We start from the raw sequence: 22,051 nt of genomic DNA on the forward strand, positions 1-22,051 counted from the left end.
GGGTAAAGCCCGTTGTGCTTCGTGTGGATTCGGGCGCCTTGCGGCTTGTGCCTGTTTCCTTTGAAGCGACTCTCCGAGTTTACATGGCCCGAGCACTGCTCGGACCGGAGTTCTTCGGAGAGGATGTCTGAGATCGCGACCCGGTTTCGAGTCGACCCTCGCGGGCCGCTCACCGTCTCGCGGCGACCTGGTGAACACTACCCCCAGCCCCGACCCCAGGCAAACCGGAGCCCCTGTGTCACCGGTCACCACTCCTGCGCTGTCAACCGCTTTCCGTCGTGCGGCCAGACCCGTCGGCCCCGCCCTGCTCGGCCCACCCCTCCCCTACTGTCACCCTCACCCTCACCCTTTTCCGTCACCCTCGCGCGCGCGGGCGCGCGCGTTCGTCTTCCCGTCACCTTCGGATGCCGCGCCGCTCCCCGACCCCGCACCGGCGTTCCCACGCGTCCCCCAGGCACCCGGTACTCACCGAAATGAGTGGTGGGCGGGGCCCTTCCGCTCAACCGGGTGACAAAAGGGCGCCGTGCTTCGGACGGCCTCTCTCCGGAACTCGCGGCTGCTTTGTCACGCGATCGCCGACAACGCCGTGATTCGGCTTCGTCGCACGTCAGAGCCGGAATCGTGCGTCTTCAAGATCATTCTTCGCCCGCTCGTGAAAGGACCCGAAAAGTTGTTGTCCCTCCCTTGAAATCCGGGCGGAGCCGATACATGATGTGGCGAACTGGAACACTTTCTCTGGCCCGGCGCCCTGCCCAACACGGGTGGGGCCACGGCCAGGCCGCGTGCCGGATGTTCGGGGGGACGGCGGGCGCAGCGCGGCCATGCACCCCTGGAAGGAACCGCATGGACCCCACATCCCCCGACAGCGCCGAGATCCCCGCCAGTCACACCAGTGGGAAGCGCTTCGCTCTCTTCTGCGTCCCCGCTGTCGCCGCCGTCGGCGGCATTCTGGTGGCGATGGCGAGCGGGGCCCTGGCCGCCTCGTTCAGCATCTCCGGCCAGCAGTTCAAGATCTCCGCCGACGAGATGCGCGGCGAGGGCTTCACCCAGTTCGGCTGGGTCAACGCGACCGTCCGCGACCAGGCGGTTCCCACGGCGACGGCCGGGATCAGCTCCGCCGAGATCCACGGGCTGTGCCAGTCCGTTCTCACCACCGAGTTCCCGCTCGTCGGTGCGATCTCCCTGAGGCTGACCGCCGGTGACGCCGGGACCCCGGTGCAGGCGACCGACCTGGTCATCGACATGGAGCAGATGGACGGCAACGCCGAGTTCACGGACATGGAGATCGGCCGGGACGCCTCCACCCTGGACCAGGGGCCGGACGGCCTCGGCCGGGGGCGCGGGCACACCGACCTGTTCGGTATGCAGTCGGAGACCATCGTGGTCGAGGACCTGGAGCAGACCGCTCGGGCCGCCTCGGCCGGCACCTTCAAACTGCACAACCTCAGTCTCGGCATCTCCCGCGGGGTCGACGAGTGCTTCTGAGGGGAGCCCGGAAGCCGTGGACCGCCTGGACCCGGTGGCGCCGGCGCCGTCCGTTCCTGGCGGGTCTGCTGATGATCCTGGCCGGGGTGGAGATGCTGCTGGTCACGCGTATCCCCGTGGAGCTGATGCTCTACCTCGGGGTGGGCGCCGTATCCACGCTGGTGTTCAGCGGGATGCTGGTCGTGCTCGGCCTGGTCACCTGGTTCACTCCGAACCAACACGTGATCACCGGCAGCCTGGCCGGGTTCATCGCCCTGGGGGCGCTGATCCTGTCCAACCTCGGCGGGCTGGTCGTCGGCACCCTCCTGGCCCTGGTCGGCGGCGGGCTGGCGTTCTCGTGGCGTCCCGTCGCGCGTCCTGCCCGGCGCCGTCGCGGCCGCCGGGGGAGGCGGTTCCGCGAGCGTTCCGGCTCCGGCCCGGAGGAGGTCGCTTCGGCGGAACGCCCGTCGCCGTGATCCCCGGTTCAGAGCCCAGTTCCCGGAGCGCGGCCCCGGTCCGGAACCGGCCCGCCCCGTGGCCGGGAGCCCGGTCCCCGCTCTCGACCGTTCCCGCACCGGCTCCACACCGGTGACGGCCCCCTGACCACCGGGGCGTGCGGGCACCGCACCCCGACCCACCCCACGCTCGCGCGTCCCGGTTCTCCCGTTCGGCAAGTGACCTCGACCTACGTCGGCGCGTACCCCTCCCGTCGTGCCGGGCTCCGGCCGCTCGTGCCGCCCGGCCACCTCACACAAGGAGTTCCCATGTCGGTTCCGCGACCGAGATCCCGCACCCGCTCCTGCCTGGCCGCCGCCGCGATCGGCGGACTCGTCCTCAGCTGGGGAGGCACCGCGCTCGCCTCCCAGCAGGGCCCGACCACCGTCGAGCCCGCGGGCGCCGCCTTCAGCGCCGAACTGGTCGGTTCGGCCGTCTTCACCGCCGGGGACGTCACCATCACCTGCGGTGTGTCGGTGACCGACCCGGGCGACGGCAACAACCTCGTTCCCGAGGCCCCCGACAACCACAACCCGGACGGAGCGGTGGGCGGCCCCATCAACGCCCCCACCTTCACGGACTGCACGACCGACGTGGTGCTGGTGAACGCGACCGTCACCGTGAACGACCCGGTCTGGCAGATGACGATGCAGAACGGGTCGCCGTCGGTCGCGACCATGGTCGTTCCGGCGGCGGGGATCGTGGTGAACACGACCGGTCTGGCGACCTGCACCGCCACGGTCAGCCCCGACGCGGAGGCCCCGATCGAGGGGGTGTGGAGCAACGGTGACCCGGCGTCCACGCTGGCCTTCGACACCTCGACCGCCGTCGTCGTGGAGGGTGGCTTCGGCTGCCCCAACGTCGACACGGCCGGGTTCTCGGCGACCTACTCCGTCACCAACGCGGACGATCCCGCGAGCCCCATCACGGTGACCGGCTGATCCGGCCGGGTCGGGCCGCGGCGTCCTCCGCGGTCCGGCCCGCGCTCCGGCCCGCGCACCGGCCTCCCGTGTCGACTTCTCGACTTCTCGGCCTCTCGACCGGGTGTCTCCACTCCCGTGGCCCCGCTCCGCCACTCCCCCGGTGACAACCGCGTCCCGGCAGTCACTCACTCAGCGACGGAGAAAGACCGCGACCTCCTCGCCTACCGTCGCAGTACTCCGTGGAGTCACGAGGCGAAGGCTCCTCGGAGGGCGCGGACCGCTTCGCCCGTCCCCGGACCCCTCGGAGACCTCATGGCGTCCTCATCCGGCAGCCCGTCCGTCCCATCCGAGACCTCGCGGCCCCCGGCGCCGACCGACCCCGCCGTGTCAGCCGTCCCCGCCGCCTCCGCCGTGTCGCGGCTGCGCCACACCCTCCGGGTGGCCCGGGTGCTGGTGCGGGCCGGGGTCCTGGCACCCGGCCGCCCGGACCGGATCGTGCGCCAGCTCCGGGCGTTGCGCACCTGGGGCGCCACCATCGCGGGCGGCTACGCGGCCGCCGGGGAGCGGGTACCCGACCAGGTGGCGGTGATCGACGACTCCGGCAGCGCGACCTTCGGGGAGATGAACCTGCTCGGACGCGCCCTCGCCCGGGACCTCCACGGCCTGGGAGTGGGCCAGGGGACCCGGGTGGGCGTGCTGTGCCGCAACCACGGCGGGCTCGTGCGGGCCGCTATCGCCTGCGGACGTCTGGGCGCGGACGCCGTCCTGCTCAACACCGGTCTGGCGGCGGCTCCCCTGCTCGACGTGATGCGGCGCAACGACGTCGAGGTGCTGGTGGCGGACGCCGAGTTCGAGGAGTTGTACCGGGGCCTCGGGCCGGAGGTCCCACGGTTGACGGCCTGGGGCGACCCGGGTGCGCGGGGCCGCCGGGTCCCCTCCCTTGAGGACGTCGCCTCGGTGTCGCGGGACACGGCGCAGGACCCGCCGCCGCCCGAGAGCCCCGGCCGTCTGATCGTGCTGACCTCGGGGACGACCGGTACTCCGAAGGGGGCCCGCCGTCCCACGCCGAAGGGGCCGCAGGACGCCGCCTCGGTCCTGTCGCGCATACCGCTGGGCTCCGGTGACCGCATCCTGGTGTCGGCGCCGGTCTTCCACACCTGGGGGCTGGCCGGGGTGCAGCTGGGCATGTCGATGCGGGCGACGCTGGTCATGCGCCGGTTGTTCGAGCCGGAGGACGTACTGCGCACGATCCAGGAGCAGCGGTGCACGGTGTTGTTCGCGGTGCCGGTGATGCTGCGCAGGATCATGGACCTGCCCAGGTCCACCCGCGAGCGGTACGACACCTCGTCGCTGCGGGTGGTGGCGTGCAGCGGTTCGGCGATGAGCCCGCAGCTGATCGGCGACTTCATGGACGCGTTCGGGGACGTCGTCTACAACCTGTACGGGTCGACCGAGGTCTCGTGGGCCACGATCGCCACCCCCGAGGACCTCAGGCTGTCGCCCACCACCGCCGGGCGCCCGCCGCTCGGCACGCGGATCGCGGTGCTCGACGAGCGGGGCCGGGAGGTCCCCCGGGGGAGCAGGGGCGCGATCCACGTCGCCAACGAAATGCTCTTTGACGGATACACCAACGGAAAAACCAAACGTATGTCCGCCGGACTGATGGAGACCGGTGACCGCGGCTACGTGGACGAGCACGGTCTGCTCCACGTGGCCGGGCGCGACGACGACATGATCGTCTCGGGCGGGGAGAACGTCTTTCCGCGTCCGGTGGAGGAGGCGATCGTGACGATGTCCTCGGTGCGCGAGGTGGTGGTGACGGGGGTGCCGGACGAGGAGTTCGGCCAACGTTTCGCCGCCTACGTGGTGGCGCACGAGGGCCGGACGGTGGACCCGAACGAGCTTCGCATGCACGTGCGCGAGGCGCTCGGCCGGTTCTCGGTGCCGCGGGACGTGGTGCTCCTGGCGGAGCTGCCGCGCAACGCGACCGGGAAGGTGGTGAAGCGGCGGCTGCCGAGCAGTACCGTCTCCGAAGGATAGCGGTGCGGGCCCGGGTGGGGGACACTGGTCACGGTGGCGGGCTCCGGCCCTCCCCCGCCCGGCGCACTCCTGACGCCCGTGCGCACCTTGTTGCCCTTTGTCCCCTTTTTGCTTGCGCGCAAGGCAATTGTGGGCTTTGACATCGGGTGCGTGGTTACTACGATGTGGAACGATGCCCGACCGATCCCCCGCCCCAAGGGGCGACTTCGAACTCCCGGCAGTCGACGAGCAGATGTGCTTCGCGCTGTACGCCGCCTCGCGTGCGGTCACGAACCTCTACCGCCCGCTGCTGGACCCTCTCGGCCTGACCTACCCCCAGTACCTCGTCATGATGCTCCTGTGGGAACGCGGAGAGTGCGCGGTCAAGGAGATCGGCGCGGTACTACAACTCGACTACGGCACTCTCACCCCGCTGCTCAAGCGCCTGGAGTCCAACGGGCTCCTGCGCCGGGAGCGCGACCCCGCCGACGAACGCTCGGTTCTGGTCGCGGCCACCGAGGAGGGCTCCGCGCTGCGGGCCCGCGCCCGGGGCATCCCGGAGGCGATCGGGCGGGTCATCGACCTTCCCGCGGAGGAGTTCGAGGCGACCAGGCTCGCTCTGCGCAGACTGACCGCCCACGTTCTCGCGGGTGAGGCCCGCGTCGAGGAACCCTAGCCGTCCCTTGGGGGACCGAGGCGTCCCTTCGGGGACCGAGGCGTCCCTTGGGGACACAGTGTCGGAGCCGGGCACCACGGGGGTCGTGCCCGCTCTCCGAACCCGAGGAGGGGAAACCGTGCGGACGGACCGAAGCGTCCGTCCGCACGGCCCCCCGGACTCTCTCGGGTTACCGTGGAGTCATGTCGATCTGGGCGTCAGACAACCGCAACGGCCGCGTCCGCGAGGCCCTGACCCTCCTGCTCTCCCAGGGGGTGATCGACGACTTCCGCATCCACCCCGAGGACGAGTTCCCGTTCAGGGTCCAGGTGCCTGCCGGGATCGTCCCGATGACGGAGCACCAGGCGGCGCACTTCGCCCTGGGGGCCGCGGCCGCGCACTTCGGCGACCTGGCCCGGGACTCCGGCGGATCGGGGTGGTGACCCGGCCCGTCAGCAGGCCCCCGGGGTGAGCTTCCAGTGGCCGGGCGAGGTCTCGGTCAGCGAGGTGCGCACGGCCGTGTTCCAGAGCCCGAGCGGGTCACCGGAACCGAGCGCGTAGGTGTAGCCGAGGCGGTGCTCGGCCCTTCCCTGGCTCACGTGGGCGTAGTTGCTCGCGGCCACGCACTCCCCCGTCGGCGCCTCGGTCGGGCCCTCGGTCGGAGCCTCGGTCGGCGCTTCGGTCGGGCTCTCGGTGGGCGCACCGCCCCCGACGCCGCCGATCCCCCAGAACCGGGCCGTGTACCCGGCGGAGCAGACCGTGTCGAGGAAGTACGCGCCCGCCGTGCCGCAGCCCGACGAGGGGTCGACCGGGGTTCCGTGCCCCATCCCAGCCACTTTGAAGGACGCGACCGACGCGTCCTCCGCCCCGCCGCCGTAGTACTCGGCGGTCGTGGCGCCGGGCAGGCCCTCCGTCGCGTCGGGCGAGGTGGGCAGCCCCCACGCGTTCACCCACTGTGAGACGGCGGCCCGACCGTTGGCGGGGGTCACCGTGGTGTCCGACGTCCCGTGCCAGACCGCCACGCGCGGGAGGTCGGCTCCGTCCGGGAGCTTGGCCCGGACGCGGTCGCCCCACTGCTGCGGCGTCTGGGTCTTGCCGGGGTTCATGCAGGTGAAGGCGTCGAGCATCCCGCTGGCGCACCCCACGGGGACACCGGCGACGACGCCGCCCCCGGCGAAGAGGTCGGGGTAGGCGGCCAGGAGCTCGGCCGTCATGGCGCCGCCCGCGGACAGCCCGGAGACGTGGACGCGTCCGGCGTCCAGACCGTACTGGGAGACGGCGTGCTCGACCATCGAGGCGATCGAGCGGGCCTCTCCCGAGCCGCGCGCCACGTCGCCCGGCTCGAACCAGTTGAAGCAGCGGCTGGCGTTGTTGGCGGCCTTCTGTTCGGCGTACACCAGGGCGAAGCCGGACGCGTCGGCCTGCTCGGCCCAGCCGGAGCCACGGTGGTAGGCGGCGGCGTCCTGGGTACAGCCGTGCAGGAGCACCACCAGCGGCGCGCCCTCCGTGAGTCCGTCGGGGACGTACTCGTACATGGCGAGGTTGCCCGGGTTGGTGCCGAACGAGGGCACCGGAGCGAGTGTGGCGGCCGAGGCGCGCGGGGCGGCGACCACCAGCGCGGCCACGGCCACCACGAGCACCGCGATCACGGCGAGGGCGGGTGCCACGAGGCGCGGCGCGACCGAGTCGGGCGGGCGCGCGCTCACGGGGACACCTGAGGGAGTGGAGATGCTTGAGGGGTGGGCGGAGGGGGAGTGCATGGCGCGGCTCCGGGGGGCTGGGTGACGAGCGGGGGTGGTTCGGCCGAACCGGTGCACGGAATCCTAGGCAGGACGTGACGTGCGCGACATAGTGGTGAGAGACCGGTCACATGACCCTGACGGGTGGGAAGCCCACAACCCTCCCCTCCCCCATGGCCCGGGCCCACATGGGAGCGCGCCGGGGTGTGTCCGCCTCCCCTATCCCCCGGTGTGCGGGCCGCGCCTAGTTTGCTGGCATGACGACGCACGAGTTCCCGTCGGACGCCGCACGGCAGGCCTCCGGCTCGCCGGTCGAGCCCTCCCCCCGCTCCTCCCCCGGCGCGCCGCCCGCCCCCGGAGCCCCGGCGCCTCCCGCCGCCTCCCCGTCCCCCCACACCACCCGGGTCGACCTCACGGGCCGGACCGCGCTGGTGACCGGTGCCGCCAGCGGTATCGGGCGCGCGTGCGCGCTGCGCCTGGCCGCCGCGGGCGCCTCGGTCCGGCTGGTCGACGTCGACGGCGCCGCCCTTGCCGAACTCTCCGCGCTGGGGGCGGGCCAGGTGGTCGAACTCGACCTGACCGACCTCGACGCCGCCGAGGAGGCGGCCCGGGGCGCCGACATCGTGGTGAACAACGCGGGTGTGCAGACGGTCGCCGCCGTCCAGGACTTCCCTCCGGAGCGTTTCTCCCTCATCCTTCGACTCATGGTCGAGTCACCGTTCCGCGTGGTGCGCGGGGCCCTGCCGCACATGTACGAGAGCGGATGGGGCCGGATCGTCAACATCTCCTCGGTGCACGGGCTGCGCGCCTCCGCCTTCAAGTCCGCCTACGTGGCGGCCAAGCACGGGTTGGAGGGGTTCTCGAAGGTGGTCGCCCTGGAGGGGGCCCCACACGGGGTGACCTCCAACTGTGTGAACCCCGGATATGTGCGGACACCGCTGGTGGAGCGGCAGATCGCGGAGCAGGCGCGGGCGCACGGCCTCCCCGAGGAACAGGTGCTCTCCGACGTACTGCTGGCCCGCACCCCCCTGAAGCGGTTGATCGAACCCACCGAGGTGGCCGAGATGGTCGCCTACCTGTGCTCCGACGACGCGTCGTTCGTCAACGGGGCCTCCCTACCCATCGACGGAGCCTGGAGTTCGAGCTGAACACCTCCCCTGACCCTCAGGACGCTTCCCCCGAGAGGTCGGGGGCCGACCGGCAGACGCTCTTCCTGGAGCTGCTGCTGCGCGACGCACCGGCCGTGGAGTACGAGCGGCCGGTGCTTCTGGCGCGCTCGGACGGTTCGGACGCTCAGACCGTCGCCGCCCTGGAGCACGCGAAGCTGGCGGCGCTGCGGGTGCGGTCGGTGCTGCGGGACCGGCAGCGGCGCGAGTCCGAGCTGAGCGCGCTGTTCGAGACCGCCAACGACCTCGCCGGGATGCGCAGCCTCGACCAGGTGCTGCGGGCGATCGTGGAGCGGGCCCGGCACCTGCTGGGGACCGACGTCGCGTACCTGACCCTGAGCGACCCGGAGGCGGGCGACACCTACATGCGGGTGACGTCGGGGTCGGTCTCGGCGACCTTCCAGCGGCTCCGGCTGGCGCCGGGCAAGGGGTTGGGCGGCCTGGTGGCGAGCACGTCGCTGCCGTACGTGACGGCCAACTACTTCGCGGACCCCCGTTTCGAGCACGCCGACAACATCGACAACGGCGTGCGTGAGGAGGGGCTGGTCGCGATCCTGGGGGTGCCGCTGCGGATGAACGGGCGCCGGGTGGGGGTGCTGTTCGCGGCCAACCGCCGGGAGCGGCCGTTCGCGCACACGGAGGTGGCGCTGTTGTCGTCGCTGGCCACGCACGCGGCGATCGCGATCGACAACGCGAACCTCATCGACGACACGCGGCGGGCCCTGGACGAACTGCACACGGTGAACGAGCGCCTGCAACGGCACACGGCGTCGGTGGAGCGGTCGGCGGCCGCGCACGACCGGTTCACGGACCTCGTGCTCGACGGCGGCGGGGTCCGGGAGGTCGCGGCGGCGGTCGCCGAGGTGTTGGGCGGCACGGTGCTCATCCACGACCGGACCTCCGACGAGTCGGTGACCGCGTCTCCGGACGGGACGACCTGCGATCACGCCGTGGTCGGGGGCGATCCGATCGGCGACGGGGACGCCGGACTCGCGGAGGCGGCCCGCTCCTCGCTGGCCAGCGGGCGGGCGGTCGCCGTCGCAGACGCCTGGGTGGCGGCGGCGACGGCCGGGACCGAACCCCTGGGCACGCTCGTCCTGCGCGGGGTGGAACTGGACAGCACCGACCAGAGGGTCCTGGAGCGGGCCGCGATGGTCACCGCCCTGCTCCTGCTCATCCGCCGTTCGGTGAGCGAGACCGAGCACCGGGTGCGCGGCGACCTGCTCAACGAGCTCCTGGAGGTGCCCGCGCGCGACCCGGTGTCGCTACGTCAGCGCGCGGCGCTGCTCCACGCGGATCTGGACGCCCCGCACGTGCTGGTGGTGGCGGAGGCGCCGGGGGGAGACCCACAGCGGCTGCGCTCCGCCGCCGCGTTCGCCGCGGAGACGGTCGGGGGGCTGGCCGCGGCGCGGGGCGGGCGGCTGGTGCTGGCGTTGCCCGGCTCGAACCCCTCCGAGGCGGGGGACCGGGTGGCGGCCGAGCTGTCGGCCGCCGCCAACGGCCCGGTGACGGCCGGACTGGCCGGGCCCACACGGGGCCCGGAGAGCTTCAGGGGCGCCTTCGCCGAGGCGGTGCGGTGCCTCCAGACCCTGCGGGCCCTGGGGCGGGTGGGGCACGCCGCCACCGCCGACGACCTCGGGTTCTCGGGACTCCTGCTGAGCCAGGACCGGGACGTGCCCGGTTTCGTGGCGGCCGCGCTGGGCCCGCTCCTGGAGTACGACACCCGGCGCGGGACCCTGCTGGTGGAGACGTTGCGCGCCTACTTCGCGGCCGGGGGCAACCTGTCCCGCGCCAAGGACGACCTGCACATCCACGTGAACACCGTGGCCCAGCGCCTGGAGCGGATCGGTCAGCTGATCGGGGAGGACTGGCAGCTCCCCGACCGCGCGCTGGAGCTACAGCTCGCCCTCCACCTGCACGGTCTGCTCGACAAGGGCGTGGACCTGCTCGGCGAGCAGGGCGGCGGTTGACGAGAACAGCGTTCTGCTGGGCGAGGACGGCCGCGAGGGTTCCGGCCGCCAGGGGGGACTTGCGCTTTTCTTCCTCCAGTCGGCACCCGCCTCCGCTGCCGCGCGACCGCCCGTGATGGGGGGATGGGGGTGCCAACCCGAAGGTAGGGCTGGAGTGACCGGTTTCGCATGTAGCCCGTACATATATTCGACCTCGAACCGGTGTCCTGGCGCACCACAGGCGGGGTTGCGCAGACTTCGGGGTTCCGGAGGTGGTGTCCGGTGACGTCACACGGGTGTTGGGACGCCCCGCCCGGACTTTCGGCAGTGGGCCCGGGACCACGTCGCGGACTTCACCCCGTCAGGCTGAGGCCCGAGGGTGCCGACCGGAGGGCCGGGGAACCCGGAGAGGAGGTGAACACGCGCGGGACGGGCTCCCACCCGGGTGCCTCCCCGGCCGGAGGGCCGGTCAGCAGGGGCCCTGGTCGGCCCAGGCGCCCCACTCCCCGGCCACGTCCGGCGGGAAGGCCTGAATCCACCAGCGGGCCTCGTACACACGTCCCTCGTAGAGGACCCGGTCTCCCCGGTCGTAGACGGTGGACGCGTCCCAGGCGGCGACCGCGCACGAGGCGTCGGGGGCGGCCTGCCCTCCCTCCTCGGCGCCGTCGTCGTCGGCGACCTCCTCCGGCCCGGTGGAGACGGTGAGGGTGACGGCGCCGTCCTCGGGCAGGATCGTGCCGGGTTCCGGGTTCTGGCCGCTGACCAGCCCAGCCGCGACCGTGTCGCTCGGCGCCTCCACCACCGACACCGTCAGCCCGATCCCGGACAGCAGGTCCACGGCCTCGGCCCGACCCGTGCCCGCCATCGCGGGGACCACGACGCCCTCGCTGACGTACAGGGTGACCGCCTCCTCGCGGTCGCCGTCCTGGCCGACCTCGGGGTCCGACGAGAGCACGGTGCCCGGGGTCTCCTCGGCGGAGTGCTCCTGCACCACCTCGACCTCGGTGAACCCGGCCCCGCGCAGCAGGTTGCGGGCGTCGTTCTCCGTACCGCCCACGACGTCCGGGACCTCCGCGTGCCGGGGGCCGACCGACAGCGACATGAGCACCGCCTCGCCGCCCTCCAGCTCCGTCCCGGCCGCCGGGTCGGTGGAGGCCACCTCTCCCGGGGCGACGTCCTCGCTGTAGGCGTCCTCGTAGGTGAAGGTGAGGTCGAGTTCGAGGGCGGCCAGCGCGGCTTCCGCCCGCTCGGGGGAGTACCCGGCGAGGTCGGGGAGCGCGGGGTCCTCTCCCGGGACCAGCGCCCACCCGGCGGCGGCCAACACCAGCAGGCCCACCCCGGCTGCGGCCAGCACCGGCAGGCGCCGCCACCGGGGCGGGGCGCCCCGCTCCCGGCTCGGGGAGGGGTCGGCGGCGAACGCGTCGGCGTCCACCACGGGGATCGGCTGGGTCGCCGTCCCCGCCTCGTCCGGCGGCCGGGGCAGCGACCTCAGTACCTGTTCGACCAGGGTGAGGTACTGACCTGCGTCGCGCGGGCGGTAGCGCGGGTTGGGTTCGGTGGCGTTGGCGACCAGCATGTCGAGGTCCGGCGGCAGTCCGGGGACGGTGGCCGACGGGCGCAGCGACACCCCCTCCTCCGCCTGGAGATCGCCGGTGAGCAGGGCGTGCAGCAGCCTGCCCACGGCGTGCACGTCGGTACGCGGCGTCAGCTCCTCGGCACCTGGTAGCCGGAAGCCGCCGAGCGTGACCCGGCCGTCGTCGTCCAGCACCACGTCGTCCGCGGTGGGGCCGCCGTGCACCAGGCCCTCGTCGTGGGCGGCCCGGAGCCCTTCCAGGACGTCGGCCGTGATGCTCAGCGCTGTGTGCGGAGCGTAGCCGAGCCCCCGGTCTCCGCCCCCGAGCACCGCGCGCAGCGTCTCCCCCGGAGCGGGCTCGGTGACCAGGTACACGCGGTCGCCGTCCCTGCCGTCGCCGAGCACCCGCACGAGGTGCGGCGAGTCGAGCCCTGCCAGGGTCTGTGACCGGCTCAGGAACGCGTGGGCGTCGGCGGGGTCGGCGGCGCGGGCCGGGTCGAGCAGCGTGACGGTGACCAGCCGGTCCGCCACCGTGTCAAGCCCGTCGTACACGGACACCGTGCCGTCGCCGCCGGAGCACCTGCCCAGAAGGACGCGTCCGTGCAGCGTGACGCCGGTGAGGGGGGAGGGGGTGGGGGACTCCATGGGTCGGATTGTACGGCGCCGAAACCAGGCCGTTCCCCCTCCAACAGGCCCGATACGGACACCGAATGGCGAAAGCGGTCAGACGGTGCCTCCTGTCCGAATCCCCGCCGCGTGGTGTCGGGGGCCCGTGCGATTCTTGCGGGGAGCAGTCGGCCAGAGTTCCCTCCTTCCTCCTGTGAGGTGCCATGATCACCGTCGGTAGCGGCAACGACCGGGACGACCGGGACGACCGGGCCGCCGGGGTCCTGCTGGGGGCCGCGTGCGGCGACGCGCTCGGGGTCCCCTACGAGTTCGCGCGGCGGCTCTCCGAGGCCGAGGTTCCGGAGATGGTCGGCGGCGGCCTGGGCCCCTACGCCCCGGGCGAGTACTCCGACGACACCCAGATGGCGGTGTGCGTCGCCGAGGCGCTGCGGGACCACGACGCACCGCGTTCGGGCCCGGCCCTGGAGCAGACCGCCCGGGCGTTCCTGGGGTGGCGGCGCGACGGCGCGACCGACATCGGGACGCAGACCGGGTTCGTGCTGGAGGACACCGAGCGGGCGCTGGCCGCCGACTCCACGGGGGCGACCCGCGCGGCGGAGTCGATGACCCGGATGTCCGCGCGGATGTTCGGCGCGGGGGAGCGGTGCGCGGGCAACGGGTCGCTGATGCGGACCGCGCCGCTGGCCCTGGCCCATCTCGGCGACCGCCACGAGCTGGCCGAGACCGCGAGCGTGTACAGCCTGCTCACCCACGGCGATCCGCTGGCCGCTCAGGCGTGCGTGCTGTGGTGCGAGGCGGTCCGGGTGGCGGCCGCGGAGGGGTCGGACGAAGGGCCCCGCGCCGGACTCGACCTGCTGGGCCCCGGCGACCGGGACGCGTGGGCCGGGTACCTGGCCGAGGCCGAGGGCGCCCCGCCCCACGCGTTCGCCCCCAACGGGTTCGTGGTGCGGGCGCTCCAGGCGGCGTGGTCGGCGGTGGCGCGGACCCCGGTGGAGGCGGGGGACCCGGAGCGGTTCGCGGCCCCGGTGCGGGCGGCCGTGCGGGCGGGGGACGACACGGACACCGTCGCGGCGATCGCCGGTGCGCTGGTCGGGGCGCGGTGGGGGAGTTCGGCCATCCCGGAGGAGTACCTGGCGGCGGTGCACGGGTGGCCGGGGTACCGGGCGCGGGGGTTGGCGGAGCTGGCCGGGCTGATCGTGCGCAGGCACGGGGGCTGAGCCTCCGGCACGGAGGGTTTCCGGGGCCGCGCGCAGCGTGCTGCCCGGGGGCGCGCTGTTCCGACGACGTCGTGCGTCCGTATGCGGGCGGGGGCCGGGCGTGCGGCATCATGGTGGCGCACGAAGGCGGGAACGCGGATCGGTACGGGAACGGGGAGCGGCCATGACGGAGCGGATCGAGTGGGTGCCTGCGCACGATCACCCGGAGCTGACGGCTGACCCCGTGCGCGCCGCCATCGCGCCGTTCGACGGTTCGGTGCGGGCGGCGGCGATCGACCCGGAGCTGGCGGACACCGCCGAGTTCTGCGCGGCGTACGGGCTGACCCTGGACACCAGCGCGAACTGCGTGGTGCTGTCGGCCAAGCGCGGCGGTGAGGTGACGTACGCGGCGTGCGTGGTGCTGGCCACGGACCGGGCGGACGTCAACGGGGTGCTGCGCAGACACCTGGGGGCCCGGAAGGCGTCGTTCGCGCCGATGGACGAGGCCACCGGGCTGACGGGCATGGAGTACGGCGGGATCACGCCGTTCGGGCTGCCCGCCGGGTGGCCGGTGCTGGTGGACAAGCGGGTGTACGACACCCCGTGGGTCGTGGTGGGCAGCGGGTTGCGCAGTTCCAAGCTGCGGGTGCCGGGGCCGCTGCTGGCGGAGCTTCCGGGCGCCGAGGTGTTGTCGCTGACCCGGTAGGCGGCGGGGTTTCGCTTCCAAGGGGATGCCCCTGAGTCGATTTGTCGACAAATCCACGAGTGGTTAAGGCGGGTTTCGGCAGGTCAACAGTGCGCGCCCTAAGTGCCCGGTCTTGGGACATATCGGGCCGCGCGGCAGCCCTGACCGGAAGTGGGGCGCGCGGGGGCTGGGGCGTGGGCGGGGGCGAAGGGGCCCGGCCGGTGTCAGTGTTCGGGTCGCACTCCGGCACGCCGCGACCGACCGCGACGGCCTCGCCGAAGGAAGGCGCGTTCGTCGCTCCAGTGACCGAGCAGCCCACGGGAGTCGGCTCGTGCGGACCGCCACACGAAGCCGGTAGCAGGCAGTCGTTTCCAAATGTCAGAGCAGTACATACCATTGAAAGCGAACACCCGTACGCACCAGGCGAAGCGGAGCACCAGCACGAACCGAGGAAGTCGAGAGCCATGCCAGGGTTGGGAACCAGCAGGTCAGCTTCTACTATCGGTGGCATGCACCCCATCGATGAGCGAACAGCGATGCTCGCTCTGCTGCTGCGCAGGGGCGCGCGTCGGGCAGCGGTCACTGATGAGGTGATGGAGGCCGGTAGCGCCTCCTCCGTGCTGGAACGGACCCTGCTTCAGGACTCGCTCTTCCCCCAGCTGATCGAGCAGGCACCCGAAGTGGTCGAGGCGCGTTCGCTGATCGAATCCTGCGGGAACCAGGGCGTTCGGGTTCTTTCCTTCACTGACAGTGCCTACCCCGACCAGCTACGGGACATCCACGAGATGCCTCCCGTGGTGTTCACTCGGGGGACGCTCCACGCCGACCCTCGCGCCATCGCGGTTGTCGGGTCCCGCAAGGCATCGGAACACGGGCTGCGCATGGCCTACAACATCGCCTCACGCCTGGCCGACATGAACGTCACGGTCGTGAGCGGTCTTGCCGAGGGTGTGGACACGGCGGCCCACAGAGCCGCGCTGGACCGGGGCGGTCGTACCGTCGCGGTCATGGGCACCGGAATCGACCGGTACTACCCAGCGAAGAACAGGGATCTCCAGGATGAGATCGCCACACGCGGCATGCTGTTGTCCCAGTTCCTTCCAGGGTCACCTCCGACCAAGGCTTCCTTCCCCATGCGCAACGCGGTCATGAGCGGTTATGCGGCGGCGACCATCGTGGTCGAGGCCGGGGAACACAGTGGAGCGCGTATCCAGGCCAGATATGCCCTCCAACACGGCCGTCCTCTTATTTTTCCGAGGGAACTCCTGGTCAATCAGTGGGCACGGGAATTCGCCACTCGACCGGGGGTGCACGTCGTCGATAACATGGTGCAGACGATCGCCACGGTGGAGTCTCGGCTGCGCGACGCGGCGACCACCGCGGCTGACATCACGCAGCAGACCGACTTCACCAAGGAAGAGGCGTTTGCCTGGTAGACCCGCACGAGAGATCGTGCTGCGCTCTGTCACTGAGCAGAGCAACTACCTGACACCGGTTCTGGTCGGCTCCGCTGGGGTCTGCCCCGTGTGCTTCGGCGCCATGCCCGCGAGTTCGGAGCAGTGCGGCAACTGCGTTGACGCTCTGAACAGAACGAAGGGCAAGGGCCAGGTGGCCGACGTGGTCACCCCACTGACCTACCGTCTCGGATACACGTCCGACAACCAGGCGGCCCACGATCTACGCGCCTACAAGTCCCCTCGCCCGAGCAGCGAAGCCCAGCTGCGCCTGACCTGCCTGTTCTGGTATTTCTGCGGCCGTCATCTCACCTGTGTGAAGAAGCGCCTGGGGATCTCCGGTTTCACTCACGTGGCCTTTGTTCCCAGCACCAGGAGACCCGGATCAGTTCACCCTTTGCAGAGCATGCTCTCGCCGATGATTCCCCTACCGCGAGCCGAGCTCGTCCTCAATGCGGGTATCGATCCCAACCGGCGATCCGTGCATACCGAGTGGTTCACCGCCAAGCCTGTCACTCCGGTGGATGAACGACCTACCGCCGTGTTGCTGATCGATGACACATGGGTGAGCGGAGCCAGGGCGCAGTCAGCGGCGCACTGTCTGAAGAACGCCGGGGCCGAACGAGTCGCCACCCTCGTACTCGCTCGCCAGGTCAATCCCGACTACGAACCGGCCAAACCGCTACTCGCCGAGCTCAAAGGGGCCTCCTACGACCCCGACTCATGCGTCTGGCACTAACGCGTGTGGTGAACGGGCCAGGTCCCGGAGCCAGTCCGGGTCTCGGCCGCCCGCACAGTGTTCACGTACTCCCTCGCTGTGCCCGAGGTCGCCGACCGGGTCCGGGCGGAGTACTCGGACGGTTTCCACCCGCACCGGGCCGAGCCGCTCCGGTCCCGTGAAGGCGCTGGTACATGGGTGGGAGCGGGAGGGCGGCTCCAGAAGGTGATTCCGGAGCCGCCGTCCGCCCTCTGACTTCCTGTTCGGCCCGGTTGGTCGTGCGATGTGTACCGGGCCTGTTCTCGCTGTCGGGTTAGATCGGGATGCCGATGTCGGGGGCCAGGCTCGCTCCCAGGGTTTCCATGGCGGTCTGGCCCAGGAGGAGGACGGTTCCGAGGGCGGTGGCGGGCCAGCCCCACCAGCGGCGGGGCGCCCGGTGACGACCCCGGGGGCGGGCGGCGGGCTGCGGTTCCGTCTCGGTCAGCTCGGTTCGGGCGTCGGTGGCGGCCTGTCGGGCTTCGCGGGCCTTCTGTTCGCGGTGTTGGCGGGCGACCTTGACCCAGTGCGGGACCGGTCCGTGTTGGAGCATGTACGCCACCCGGGGGTTGCCGTGCATCTGGCGCAGCAGGCGTTCCTGGCGGGCCTGGTGGGTCTCCTCCCAGGGCATCTCCGAGTGGGCTGCCTCCGCTTGGGGTGCCTCCGTCTGGGGTTCCTTCGTCGGAACCGGGAGGGCCCTCAGCGGACGCCCGGCCGGTCGGGTGAAGCGGTGGCCTCGCGGGGCGGTCAGAACCGACCGCACCTCGGCACGAACCTGAGCGCTGATGTGCGCCGTCATCGGGTGCCCCCAGCGGTGGCCGAGGCCGGGAGGGTGAACTCGGCCCAGATGACCGTGCCCAGTCCTTCACAGAAGGGGAAGTCCAGCACCGGCCGGAACCCCCACTTCGACGCCAGCTCACCGACCATGAGCAGGCCACGTCCGCGTTCGTCCTGCTCCCAGTCCTTGCGGGTGCGCCTGCGCGGGACCCTCGGGAGGGAGTCGGTGGTGGTGTCGGTGCGGGTGCCGTCGTCGATGATCGACACCCTCACCAGGCCCGGGACCGGTGTCTCCAGGGTGCGGACCACCCGGCCTTCGGGGTCCTGTCCGGAGCGGGAGTGCTCGCAGGCGTTGGCGAACATCTCGCTGACGCACAACACCATCTCCTCCCGCACCTCGCCCGGGAGGGTGAGCAGGCGGTTGAGGTCGGTGTCCAGATCGGAGCGGACCTGGCTGGTGTGGGAGAGGTGTCCGGGGTAGACCCGGCACTCCCACCGGAACTCCACCGGGGGAGGGTTGTTCGTGTGGTTCAGGGCATGCGCGTGCGGCACAATAGCCATGTCGGCAATCGCTTTCTCTTCAACGGGGTTGGTGTTGTCGGCCTGCTCTGGGGGTGTTTGCGCACCCGCCAGAGCCTTTTTCGTGAACGCCTTGGTCAGACTTCAGGCTGCGGTTGGGGGTTCTGGGTCGTGCTGGTGGTCGGCGCGGTGGCGCTGGGCCAACAGCCGGAAGAGTTCGGTGCGGGTGGGGGCGGTGATCCTCTCGAAGGGGTCACCCTGGCCCGCCCAGCCGAGGGGGCGTCGGCCTACGAACACCTCGTTCGGGGGAGTTCCCTCGATGGTCATGACCCAGTGGGTGTGCAGCAGTTCGGACAACTCGCGTTCGAGGACCGGGAACGTCTGGGCGGGGGTGGTCTGCCTCGGCACCGATCCCGGGACCGGCCTGTTCCCAGGGACCCGGGTGGGGGCGGGGTAGTCGTGTACGGCCTGGTCGATGAGCGCCATGGCCCGTTCGGCGTCGCCTTCGTCTCCGGCGATCCGCAGCGCCTCCAGCACCAGAGGCATGCGGTTGCGCAGGGTGTGGTTGTGCCACACGTCCACCTGGGCGGGAGTCAGGTGCCCCGGTGCGGTGAGGGCGTCTCCGGCGCACGCGAGCAGGTCCCTGGTGTCGATGTCCAACATCAGCACTCCACCTCGTTCTTGAGGAAGTTCTCGGTGTTCCCGGCGTTCCCGGGGCCCTCGGGGGCCTTGAGGTCGTCGGTGTCGATGTGGCTCCACGGGTTGTCGGTCAGGTCGTAGGCCAGGAAGAACCACACCTGCCGGAACTTCGGGTCCCCGTTGTCGCCCCACCGGTCCGCAAGAGCGTCGATCAGCGCCAACCCCCGACCCGTCGCAGTGCCCGCCTCGATCTCCTCGAACGTGGCGGCGGTGAAGTTGCCCTTCTCCTGCGGCAGACGGCTGCCCTGGTCACGGCAGATCAACGTCATCCCCTTCGCACCCCGATCCACCGTCAACGTGTACGTACTGCCCCGCTCGCTCGACCGTGAGTGGGCGATGGCGTTGTTCGCCAACTCGCAACCCAGGAGGGTGAACAGGAACTGGTACTCCTCACACCGCTCGGCGGCGCTGGTGTCCAGGAACGCGCGGACCAGGGGCATCAGGCCGGGGAGTCCGGCGAAGGAGTACTGGCGCTTGCGGTACGGGGGTCCGACGGTGCGGGAGAAGTAGTGGGAGTGGAACGGCTTGATGAAACTCGCCACCGGAGCCACCACCTCACGGCGAGCAAGTTCGGGCGAGAACGGCGGAGCGGGCCTCACGGGACCACCACCAAACGCCGCAACCCGGCGAGCACGGCCCGCAGGACCTCCAACGGAACCGCGTCGATCGGCCGCCGAGGTGAAGGGACCACAGGACTCCAGGAGCCGGACGGGTGGCGGCGGCGAGGGTTCGCGGCAAAAGCCCGCACACGAGCCGCCTGCCTAGGGCGACGGCGACGCATCGCCTCAGACGCGAGGTAGCGCGTACACGCCAGCTCGCAGAGTTTCAGGTAACGGGGCGCCATCAGCGCACACCTCCGGTACGGACAGTGCCGGGCGGGAAACCGGCTGAGCTTCCGGTGAGACACCATAGTCGCCGCCCGCTCAGAAATTTGCAAGCCCCAAGTTTTAAGAGGAGATGGTAATTTTCTGACAGCCGCCGTCCCGTGATGCGAGGTGCGTGAAATGTCGGAGTCCGGGTCTACCGCCATAGGATCGAGACGCCAGATGGGAGCCGTGAGGAAGGATCGCGACATGGTCAGCCCGACCCTGCGCAGGCGTCGGCTAAGCCGTCTCCTCCTCCAACAGCGAGAGAAGCATGGGTTCACCGCGAAGCAAGTGGCAGCCGAGGCCAAGGAGCGGAGCGGCAAGATTCGCGGCTGGTCGGAGTCGAAGGTCACCCGTCTAGAGACGGGCGACTGGAAGCGACTCTCAGTCGACGATGTCGGGATGCTCCTCGACATCTATGAAGTGACGGACCCTGCCGAGCGCGCGGGATATTTTGCCCTGGTGCGAGAATCCACCCAGAAGGGGTGGTGGGCGACTTACGAAAACGTCCTCGGGACCGGCCAGCTGATCGGACTGGAAGCAGAGGCGTCTTCCATCCGCTCATACCAGTCCATGACGATCCCCGGCCTGCTCCAAACCGAGTCCTACGCCCGCGCCATGGCTGTGGCCAGCTCCATGGGGGAATCCGACGACGTCGACCGTCGGGTCGAGGCCCGCATGCTGAGGAAGGCCGTGTTCAGCCGGGCGAACCCACCTGCCTTCTGGGCGGTCATCGACGAAGCTGCGCTTCTGCACGTCACGCCGGAGCTGAGTGACCAGCTGGAGTACCTTGTTGAGGTCAGCCACCGGCCGAATATCGGCATCCAAGTGCTCCCTGCTGCGCATGGCCCACACGCTGCCATGACGGGCCACTTCGTAATCATGGAGTTCCCGATGCCGGACCCACCGGTCGTGTACTTAGAGGCCGTGTCCGAGGAGCTTTATCTGGAGTCCGAAGAGCAGGTTCGCGAGTACACGCGCCGATTCGACTTCGTGCAGGCCTCGGCCCTGTCCGTGGACGAGTCTCGCGAGCTGATCCGCACCCGACATTCAGCCCTCTGAGAGAGCAGCCATGCCAGAGACATCCCACACCACCCTGAACTTCCGCAAGAGCAGCTACAGCGGCGGGCAGACGCAGGACTGTGTCGAGGTCGCCGACCTCCCCGGCGCCTCGGCTGTGCGTGACACCCAGAACCGCGATGCCGGGCACCTTGAGTTCCCGACCGCAGAGTGGACGGCGCTTCTACACGCCTCCGCCAAGTAGCCGAACGCCGCGAAGGCCCTCAGCTCACGCACGTGCTGGGGGCCTTCGCCCTGCTCTACCTGAAAGCACACCGCGCGCACTGTACTCCCCCGACCTGTACAGGGGAAGCAGGCTCTGCTGACCGCAGCCGGACAGAGACTCAGGGCGTTCTCATGTGCACACCGGGTGTAGATGCGGGCAAGACTGTGTAGGAGTCAGCCCGTGTCCCCATCCCCCAGCGGAGGCCCCACCCATGCACCCCCCACCACCGAACTCACCTTCCGCAAGTCCAGCTACAGCAGTGCGTCCCAGGACTGCGTGGAGGTCGCCGACCTCCCCGGTGAGCACCTGGTCCGTGACACCCAGAACCGAGCCCTCGGCACGCTGGGGTTCGCCGGGCCCGAGTGGTCCGCCGCCCTCGGCGCCATCCGTACCGACCAGGTGTAGACCCCTGGCATTCCAGCAGGCCCTGACTGAGTCGGTCGGGGCCTGTTCTGTTGAGTTGGCGGGCTCGGCTGACGCTGTTACTCAGGGGACGTTTTCCTCTCTGCGCGGGGTGTAGCGAGGGGCAGAACTGAGCATGAGCCAGACAGCACCCCACTCCGACGGAGAGGTTTCCCGGATGCACCCCCACACCCACGAACTCACCTTCCGCAAGAGCAACTACAGCGGCACCGGCAACAACTGCGTCGAGGTCGCCGACCTCCCCACCGGGTCCGCCATGCGTGACTCCCAGAACCCCACCGCGGGGCACCTGGAGGTCAGCGCGCCTGAGTGGACCGCGCTGCTCGCTGGCGTGCGATCGGCCCAGTAGGCAGGCACATAGGAAGGGCACCGGAGCTCGTCCGACGCCCTTCTCCTATTCCCGCAGACACAGTGCCCCTCCGCCCTACGATGGGGAAGCAAGCGTGAGTGTCCGGTGCTGGACAGAGACTCAGGACGTTCTCCCCTGAGCGTGGGGCGTAGAAGTGGGCAGGACTGAGTATGGTCAGCCCATGCCCCCACCCCCAGCGCAGGCCCCACCCATACACCCCCACACCACCGGACTCACCTTCCGCAAGAGCAGCTACAGCGGGACCGGGAACGACTGTGTCGAGGTCGCCGACCTCCCCACCGGGGCCGCCGTCCGCGACACCCGGCACCGCCATCTGTCCACGCTGACCTTCCCCCCAACGGAATGGTCCGCGCTCCTCCGCACCACCACCCGCCCCTGAACCTCTCGAGAAGAGCAGGACCCCGCCGTCACGG

The 22,051-nt window shown here is 70.9% G+C and carries 23 protein-coding genes; 17 read left to right on the plus strand and 6 right to left on the minus strand.

Going from position 1 to position 22,051, the window contains the following annotated elements:
- Window positions 1–843: 843 nt before the first annotated feature.
- The 6 genes from ACFYL4_RS19180 to ACFYL4_RS19205 all read left to right on the plus strand — a co-directional run bounded on the left by ACFYL4_RS19180 (window position 844) and on the right by ACFYL4_RS19205 (window position 5,999).
- Complete coding sequence (locus ACFYL4_RS19180) at window positions 844–1,485, plus strand: DUF6230 family protein (protein ID WP_357769569.1); 642 nt, start codon at window positions 844–846, stop codon at window positions 1,483–1,485.
- On the plus strand, window positions 1,476–1,940 hold the full coding sequence (locus ACFYL4_RS19185; RefSeq protein WP_387519645.1) for a DUF6114 domain-containing protein: 465 nt from the start codon (window positions 1,476–1,478) through the stop codon (window positions 1,938–1,940). The genes ACFYL4_RS19180 and ACFYL4_RS19185 overlap by 10 nt, the downstream gene beginning before the upstream one ends.
- A 288-nt stretch (window positions 1,941–2,228) precedes the next feature.
- Complete coding sequence (locus ACFYL4_RS19190; protein ID WP_387519647.1) at window positions 2,229–2,900, plus strand: hypothetical protein; 672 nt, start codon at window positions 2,229–2,231, stop codon at window positions 2,898–2,900.
- A 294-nt stretch (window positions 2,901–3,194) separates the two neighbouring features.
- Complete coding sequence (locus ACFYL4_RS19195) at window positions 3,195–4,922, plus strand: AMP-binding protein (protein WP_387519649.1); 1,728 nt, start codon at window positions 3,195–3,197, stop codon at window positions 4,920–4,922.
- A 172-nt stretch (window positions 4,923–5,094) separates the two neighbouring features.
- Window positions 5,095–5,577 carry a MarR family transcriptional regulator gene (locus ACFYL4_RS19200; protein ID WP_357769577.1) on the plus strand — a complete coding sequence of 161 codons (483 nt, stop codon included), beginning with the start codon at window positions 5,095–5,097 and terminating at the stop codon, window positions 5,575–5,577.
- A 182-nt stretch (window positions 5,578–5,759) separates the two neighbouring features.
- Complete coding sequence (locus ACFYL4_RS19205; RefSeq protein WP_357769579.1) at window positions 5,760–5,999, plus strand: hypothetical protein; 240 nt, start codon at window positions 5,760–5,762, stop codon at window positions 5,997–5,999.
- A gap of 9 nt (window positions 6,000–6,008) precedes the next feature.
- On the opposite strand, the gene ACFYL4_RS19210 is transcribed toward ACFYL4_RS19205, so the two are convergent.
- Window positions 6,009–7,316 carry an alpha/beta hydrolase family esterase gene (locus ACFYL4_RS19210; RefSeq protein WP_387519652.1) on the minus strand — a complete coding sequence of 436 codons (1,308 nt, stop codon included), beginning with the start codon at window positions 7,314–7,316 and terminating at the stop codon, window positions 6,009–6,011.
- Between the two features lie 236 nt (window positions 7,317–7,552).
- On the opposite strand from ACFYL4_RS19210, the gene ACFYL4_RS19215 reads away from it, so the two are divergent.
- Both ACFYL4_RS19215 and ACFYL4_RS19220 read left to right on the plus strand, forming a co-directional pair.
- Window positions 7,553–8,443: a 3-hydroxybutyrate dehydrogenase gene (locus tag ACFYL4_RS19215; protein WP_387519653.1), complete on the plus strand. Its 891-nt coding sequence runs from the start codon at window positions 7,553–7,555 to the stop codon at window positions 8,441–8,443.
- Window positions 8,428–10,431 carry a helix-turn-helix domain-containing protein gene (locus tag ACFYL4_RS19220; protein WP_387519869.1) on the plus strand — a complete coding sequence of 668 codons (2,004 nt, stop codon included), beginning with the start codon at window positions 8,428–8,430 and terminating at the stop codon, window positions 10,429–10,431. Before ACFYL4_RS19215 ends, ACFYL4_RS19220 begins: the two co-directional genes overlap by 16 nt.
- Before the next feature lie 448 nt (window positions 10,432–10,879).
- Here ACFYL4_RS19220 and ACFYL4_RS19225 read toward each other — a convergent pair whose 3' ends face one another.
- Window positions 10,880–12,628 (minus strand): PASTA domain-containing protein, encoded by a 1,749-nt coding sequence (locus ACFYL4_RS19225; protein ID WP_387519655.1) that lies wholly within the window; start codon window positions 12,626–12,628, stop codon window positions 10,880–10,882.
- A 185-nt stretch (window positions 12,629–12,813) separates the two neighbouring features.
- Between ACFYL4_RS19225 and ACFYL4_RS19230 the strand changes: the two genes are divergently transcribed.
- The 4 genes from ACFYL4_RS19230 (at window position 12,814) to ACFYL4_RS19245 (ending at window position 16,684) form a co-directional block, all read left to right on the plus strand.
- Window positions 12,814–13,827 carry an ADP-ribosylglycohydrolase family protein gene (locus ACFYL4_RS19230; protein WP_387519657.1) on the plus strand — a complete coding sequence of 338 codons (1,014 nt, stop codon included), beginning with the start codon at window positions 12,814–12,816 and terminating at the stop codon, window positions 13,825–13,827.
- Between the two features lie 163 nt (window positions 13,828–13,990).
- Complete coding sequence (locus tag ACFYL4_RS19235) at window positions 13,991–14,512, plus strand: YbaK/EbsC family protein (RefSeq protein ID WP_357769587.1); 522 nt, start codon at window positions 13,991–13,993, stop codon at window positions 14,510–14,512.
- A 488-nt stretch (window positions 14,513–15,000) separates the two neighbouring features.
- Window positions 15,001–15,927, plus strand: coding sequence for a DNA-processing protein DprA (locus tag ACFYL4_RS19240; RefSeq protein WP_387519659.1), 927 nt, complete (start codon window positions 15,001–15,003; stop codon window positions 15,925–15,927).
- A 16-nt stretch (window positions 15,928–15,943) separates the two neighbouring features.
- Window positions 15,944–16,684 carry a hypothetical protein gene (locus ACFYL4_RS19245; protein ID WP_387519661.1) on the plus strand — a complete coding sequence of 247 codons (741 nt, stop codon included), beginning with the start codon at window positions 15,944–15,946 and terminating at the stop codon, window positions 16,682–16,684.
- Between the two features lie 292 nt (window positions 16,685–16,976).
- Here the strand turns inward: ACFYL4_RS19245 and ACFYL4_RS19250 are convergent, their stop codons facing one another.
- The 4 genes from ACFYL4_RS19250 to ACFYL4_RS19265 form a co-directional block, all read right to left on the minus strand.
- Window positions 16,977–17,330 (minus strand): hypothetical protein, encoded by a 354-nt coding sequence (locus ACFYL4_RS19250; protein ID WP_387519663.1) that lies wholly within the window; start codon window positions 17,328–17,330, stop codon window positions 16,977–16,979.
- Window positions 17,331–17,494: 164 nt separating this feature from the next.
- The gene (locus ACFYL4_RS19255) at window positions 17,495–18,037 is read right to left on the minus strand and encodes an ATP-binding protein (protein WP_387519665.1); all 543 of its coding nucleotides are present in this window, start codon (window positions 18,035–18,037) and stop codon (window positions 17,495–17,497) included.
- 102 nt (window positions 18,038–18,139) lie between these two features.
- Window positions 18,140–18,658 carry a hypothetical protein gene (locus tag ACFYL4_RS19260; RefSeq protein WP_387519667.1) on the minus strand — a complete coding sequence of 173 codons (519 nt, stop codon included), beginning with the start codon at window positions 18,656–18,658 and terminating at the stop codon, window positions 18,140–18,142.
- Entirely contained in the window at window positions 18,658–19,236 is a 579-nt protein-coding gene (locus tag ACFYL4_RS19265) for an ATP-binding protein (protein ID WP_387519669.1), read from the minus strand. The genes ACFYL4_RS19260 and ACFYL4_RS19265 overlap by 1 nt, the downstream gene beginning before the upstream one ends.
- A 531-nt stretch (window positions 19,237–19,767) precedes the next feature.
- On the opposite strand from ACFYL4_RS19265, the gene ACFYL4_RS19270 reads away from it, so the two are divergent.
- From ACFYL4_RS19270 to ACFYL4_RS19290, 5 genes are all read left to right on the plus strand, one after another.
- A complete protein-coding gene (locus ACFYL4_RS19270) occupies window positions 19,768–20,622 on the plus strand; it encodes a helix-turn-helix domain-containing protein (protein ID WP_387519671.1) in 855 nt (284 codons plus the stop codon).
- A gap of 10 nt (window positions 20,623–20,632) precedes the next feature.
- A complete protein-coding gene (locus tag ACFYL4_RS19275; protein ID WP_387519673.1) occupies window positions 20,633–20,824 on the plus strand; it encodes a DUF397 domain-containing protein in 192 nt (63 codons plus the stop codon).
- A gap of 201 nt (window positions 20,825–21,025) precedes the next feature.
- Entirely contained in the window at window positions 21,026–21,250 is a 225-nt protein-coding gene (locus ACFYL4_RS19280; protein ID WP_387519674.1) for a DUF397 domain-containing protein, read from the plus strand.
- A gap of 133 nt (window positions 21,251–21,383) precedes the next feature.
- On the plus strand, window positions 21,384–21,617 hold the full coding sequence (locus tag ACFYL4_RS19285; protein WP_387519676.1) for a DUF397 domain-containing protein: 234 nt from the start codon (window positions 21,384–21,386) through the stop codon (window positions 21,615–21,617).
- A gap of 181 nt (window positions 21,618–21,798) precedes the next feature.
- A complete protein-coding gene (locus tag ACFYL4_RS19290; RefSeq protein WP_357769212.1) occupies window positions 21,799–22,017 on the plus strand; it encodes a DUF397 domain-containing protein in 219 nt (72 codons plus the stop codon).
- Window positions 22,018–22,051: the final 34 nt, after the last annotated feature.

It is taken from the genome of Nocardiopsis sp. NPDC006938 (assembly GCF_042869555.1).
GTDB lineage: Bacteria > Actinomycetota > Actinomycetes > Streptosporangiales > Streptosporangiaceae > Nocardiopsis.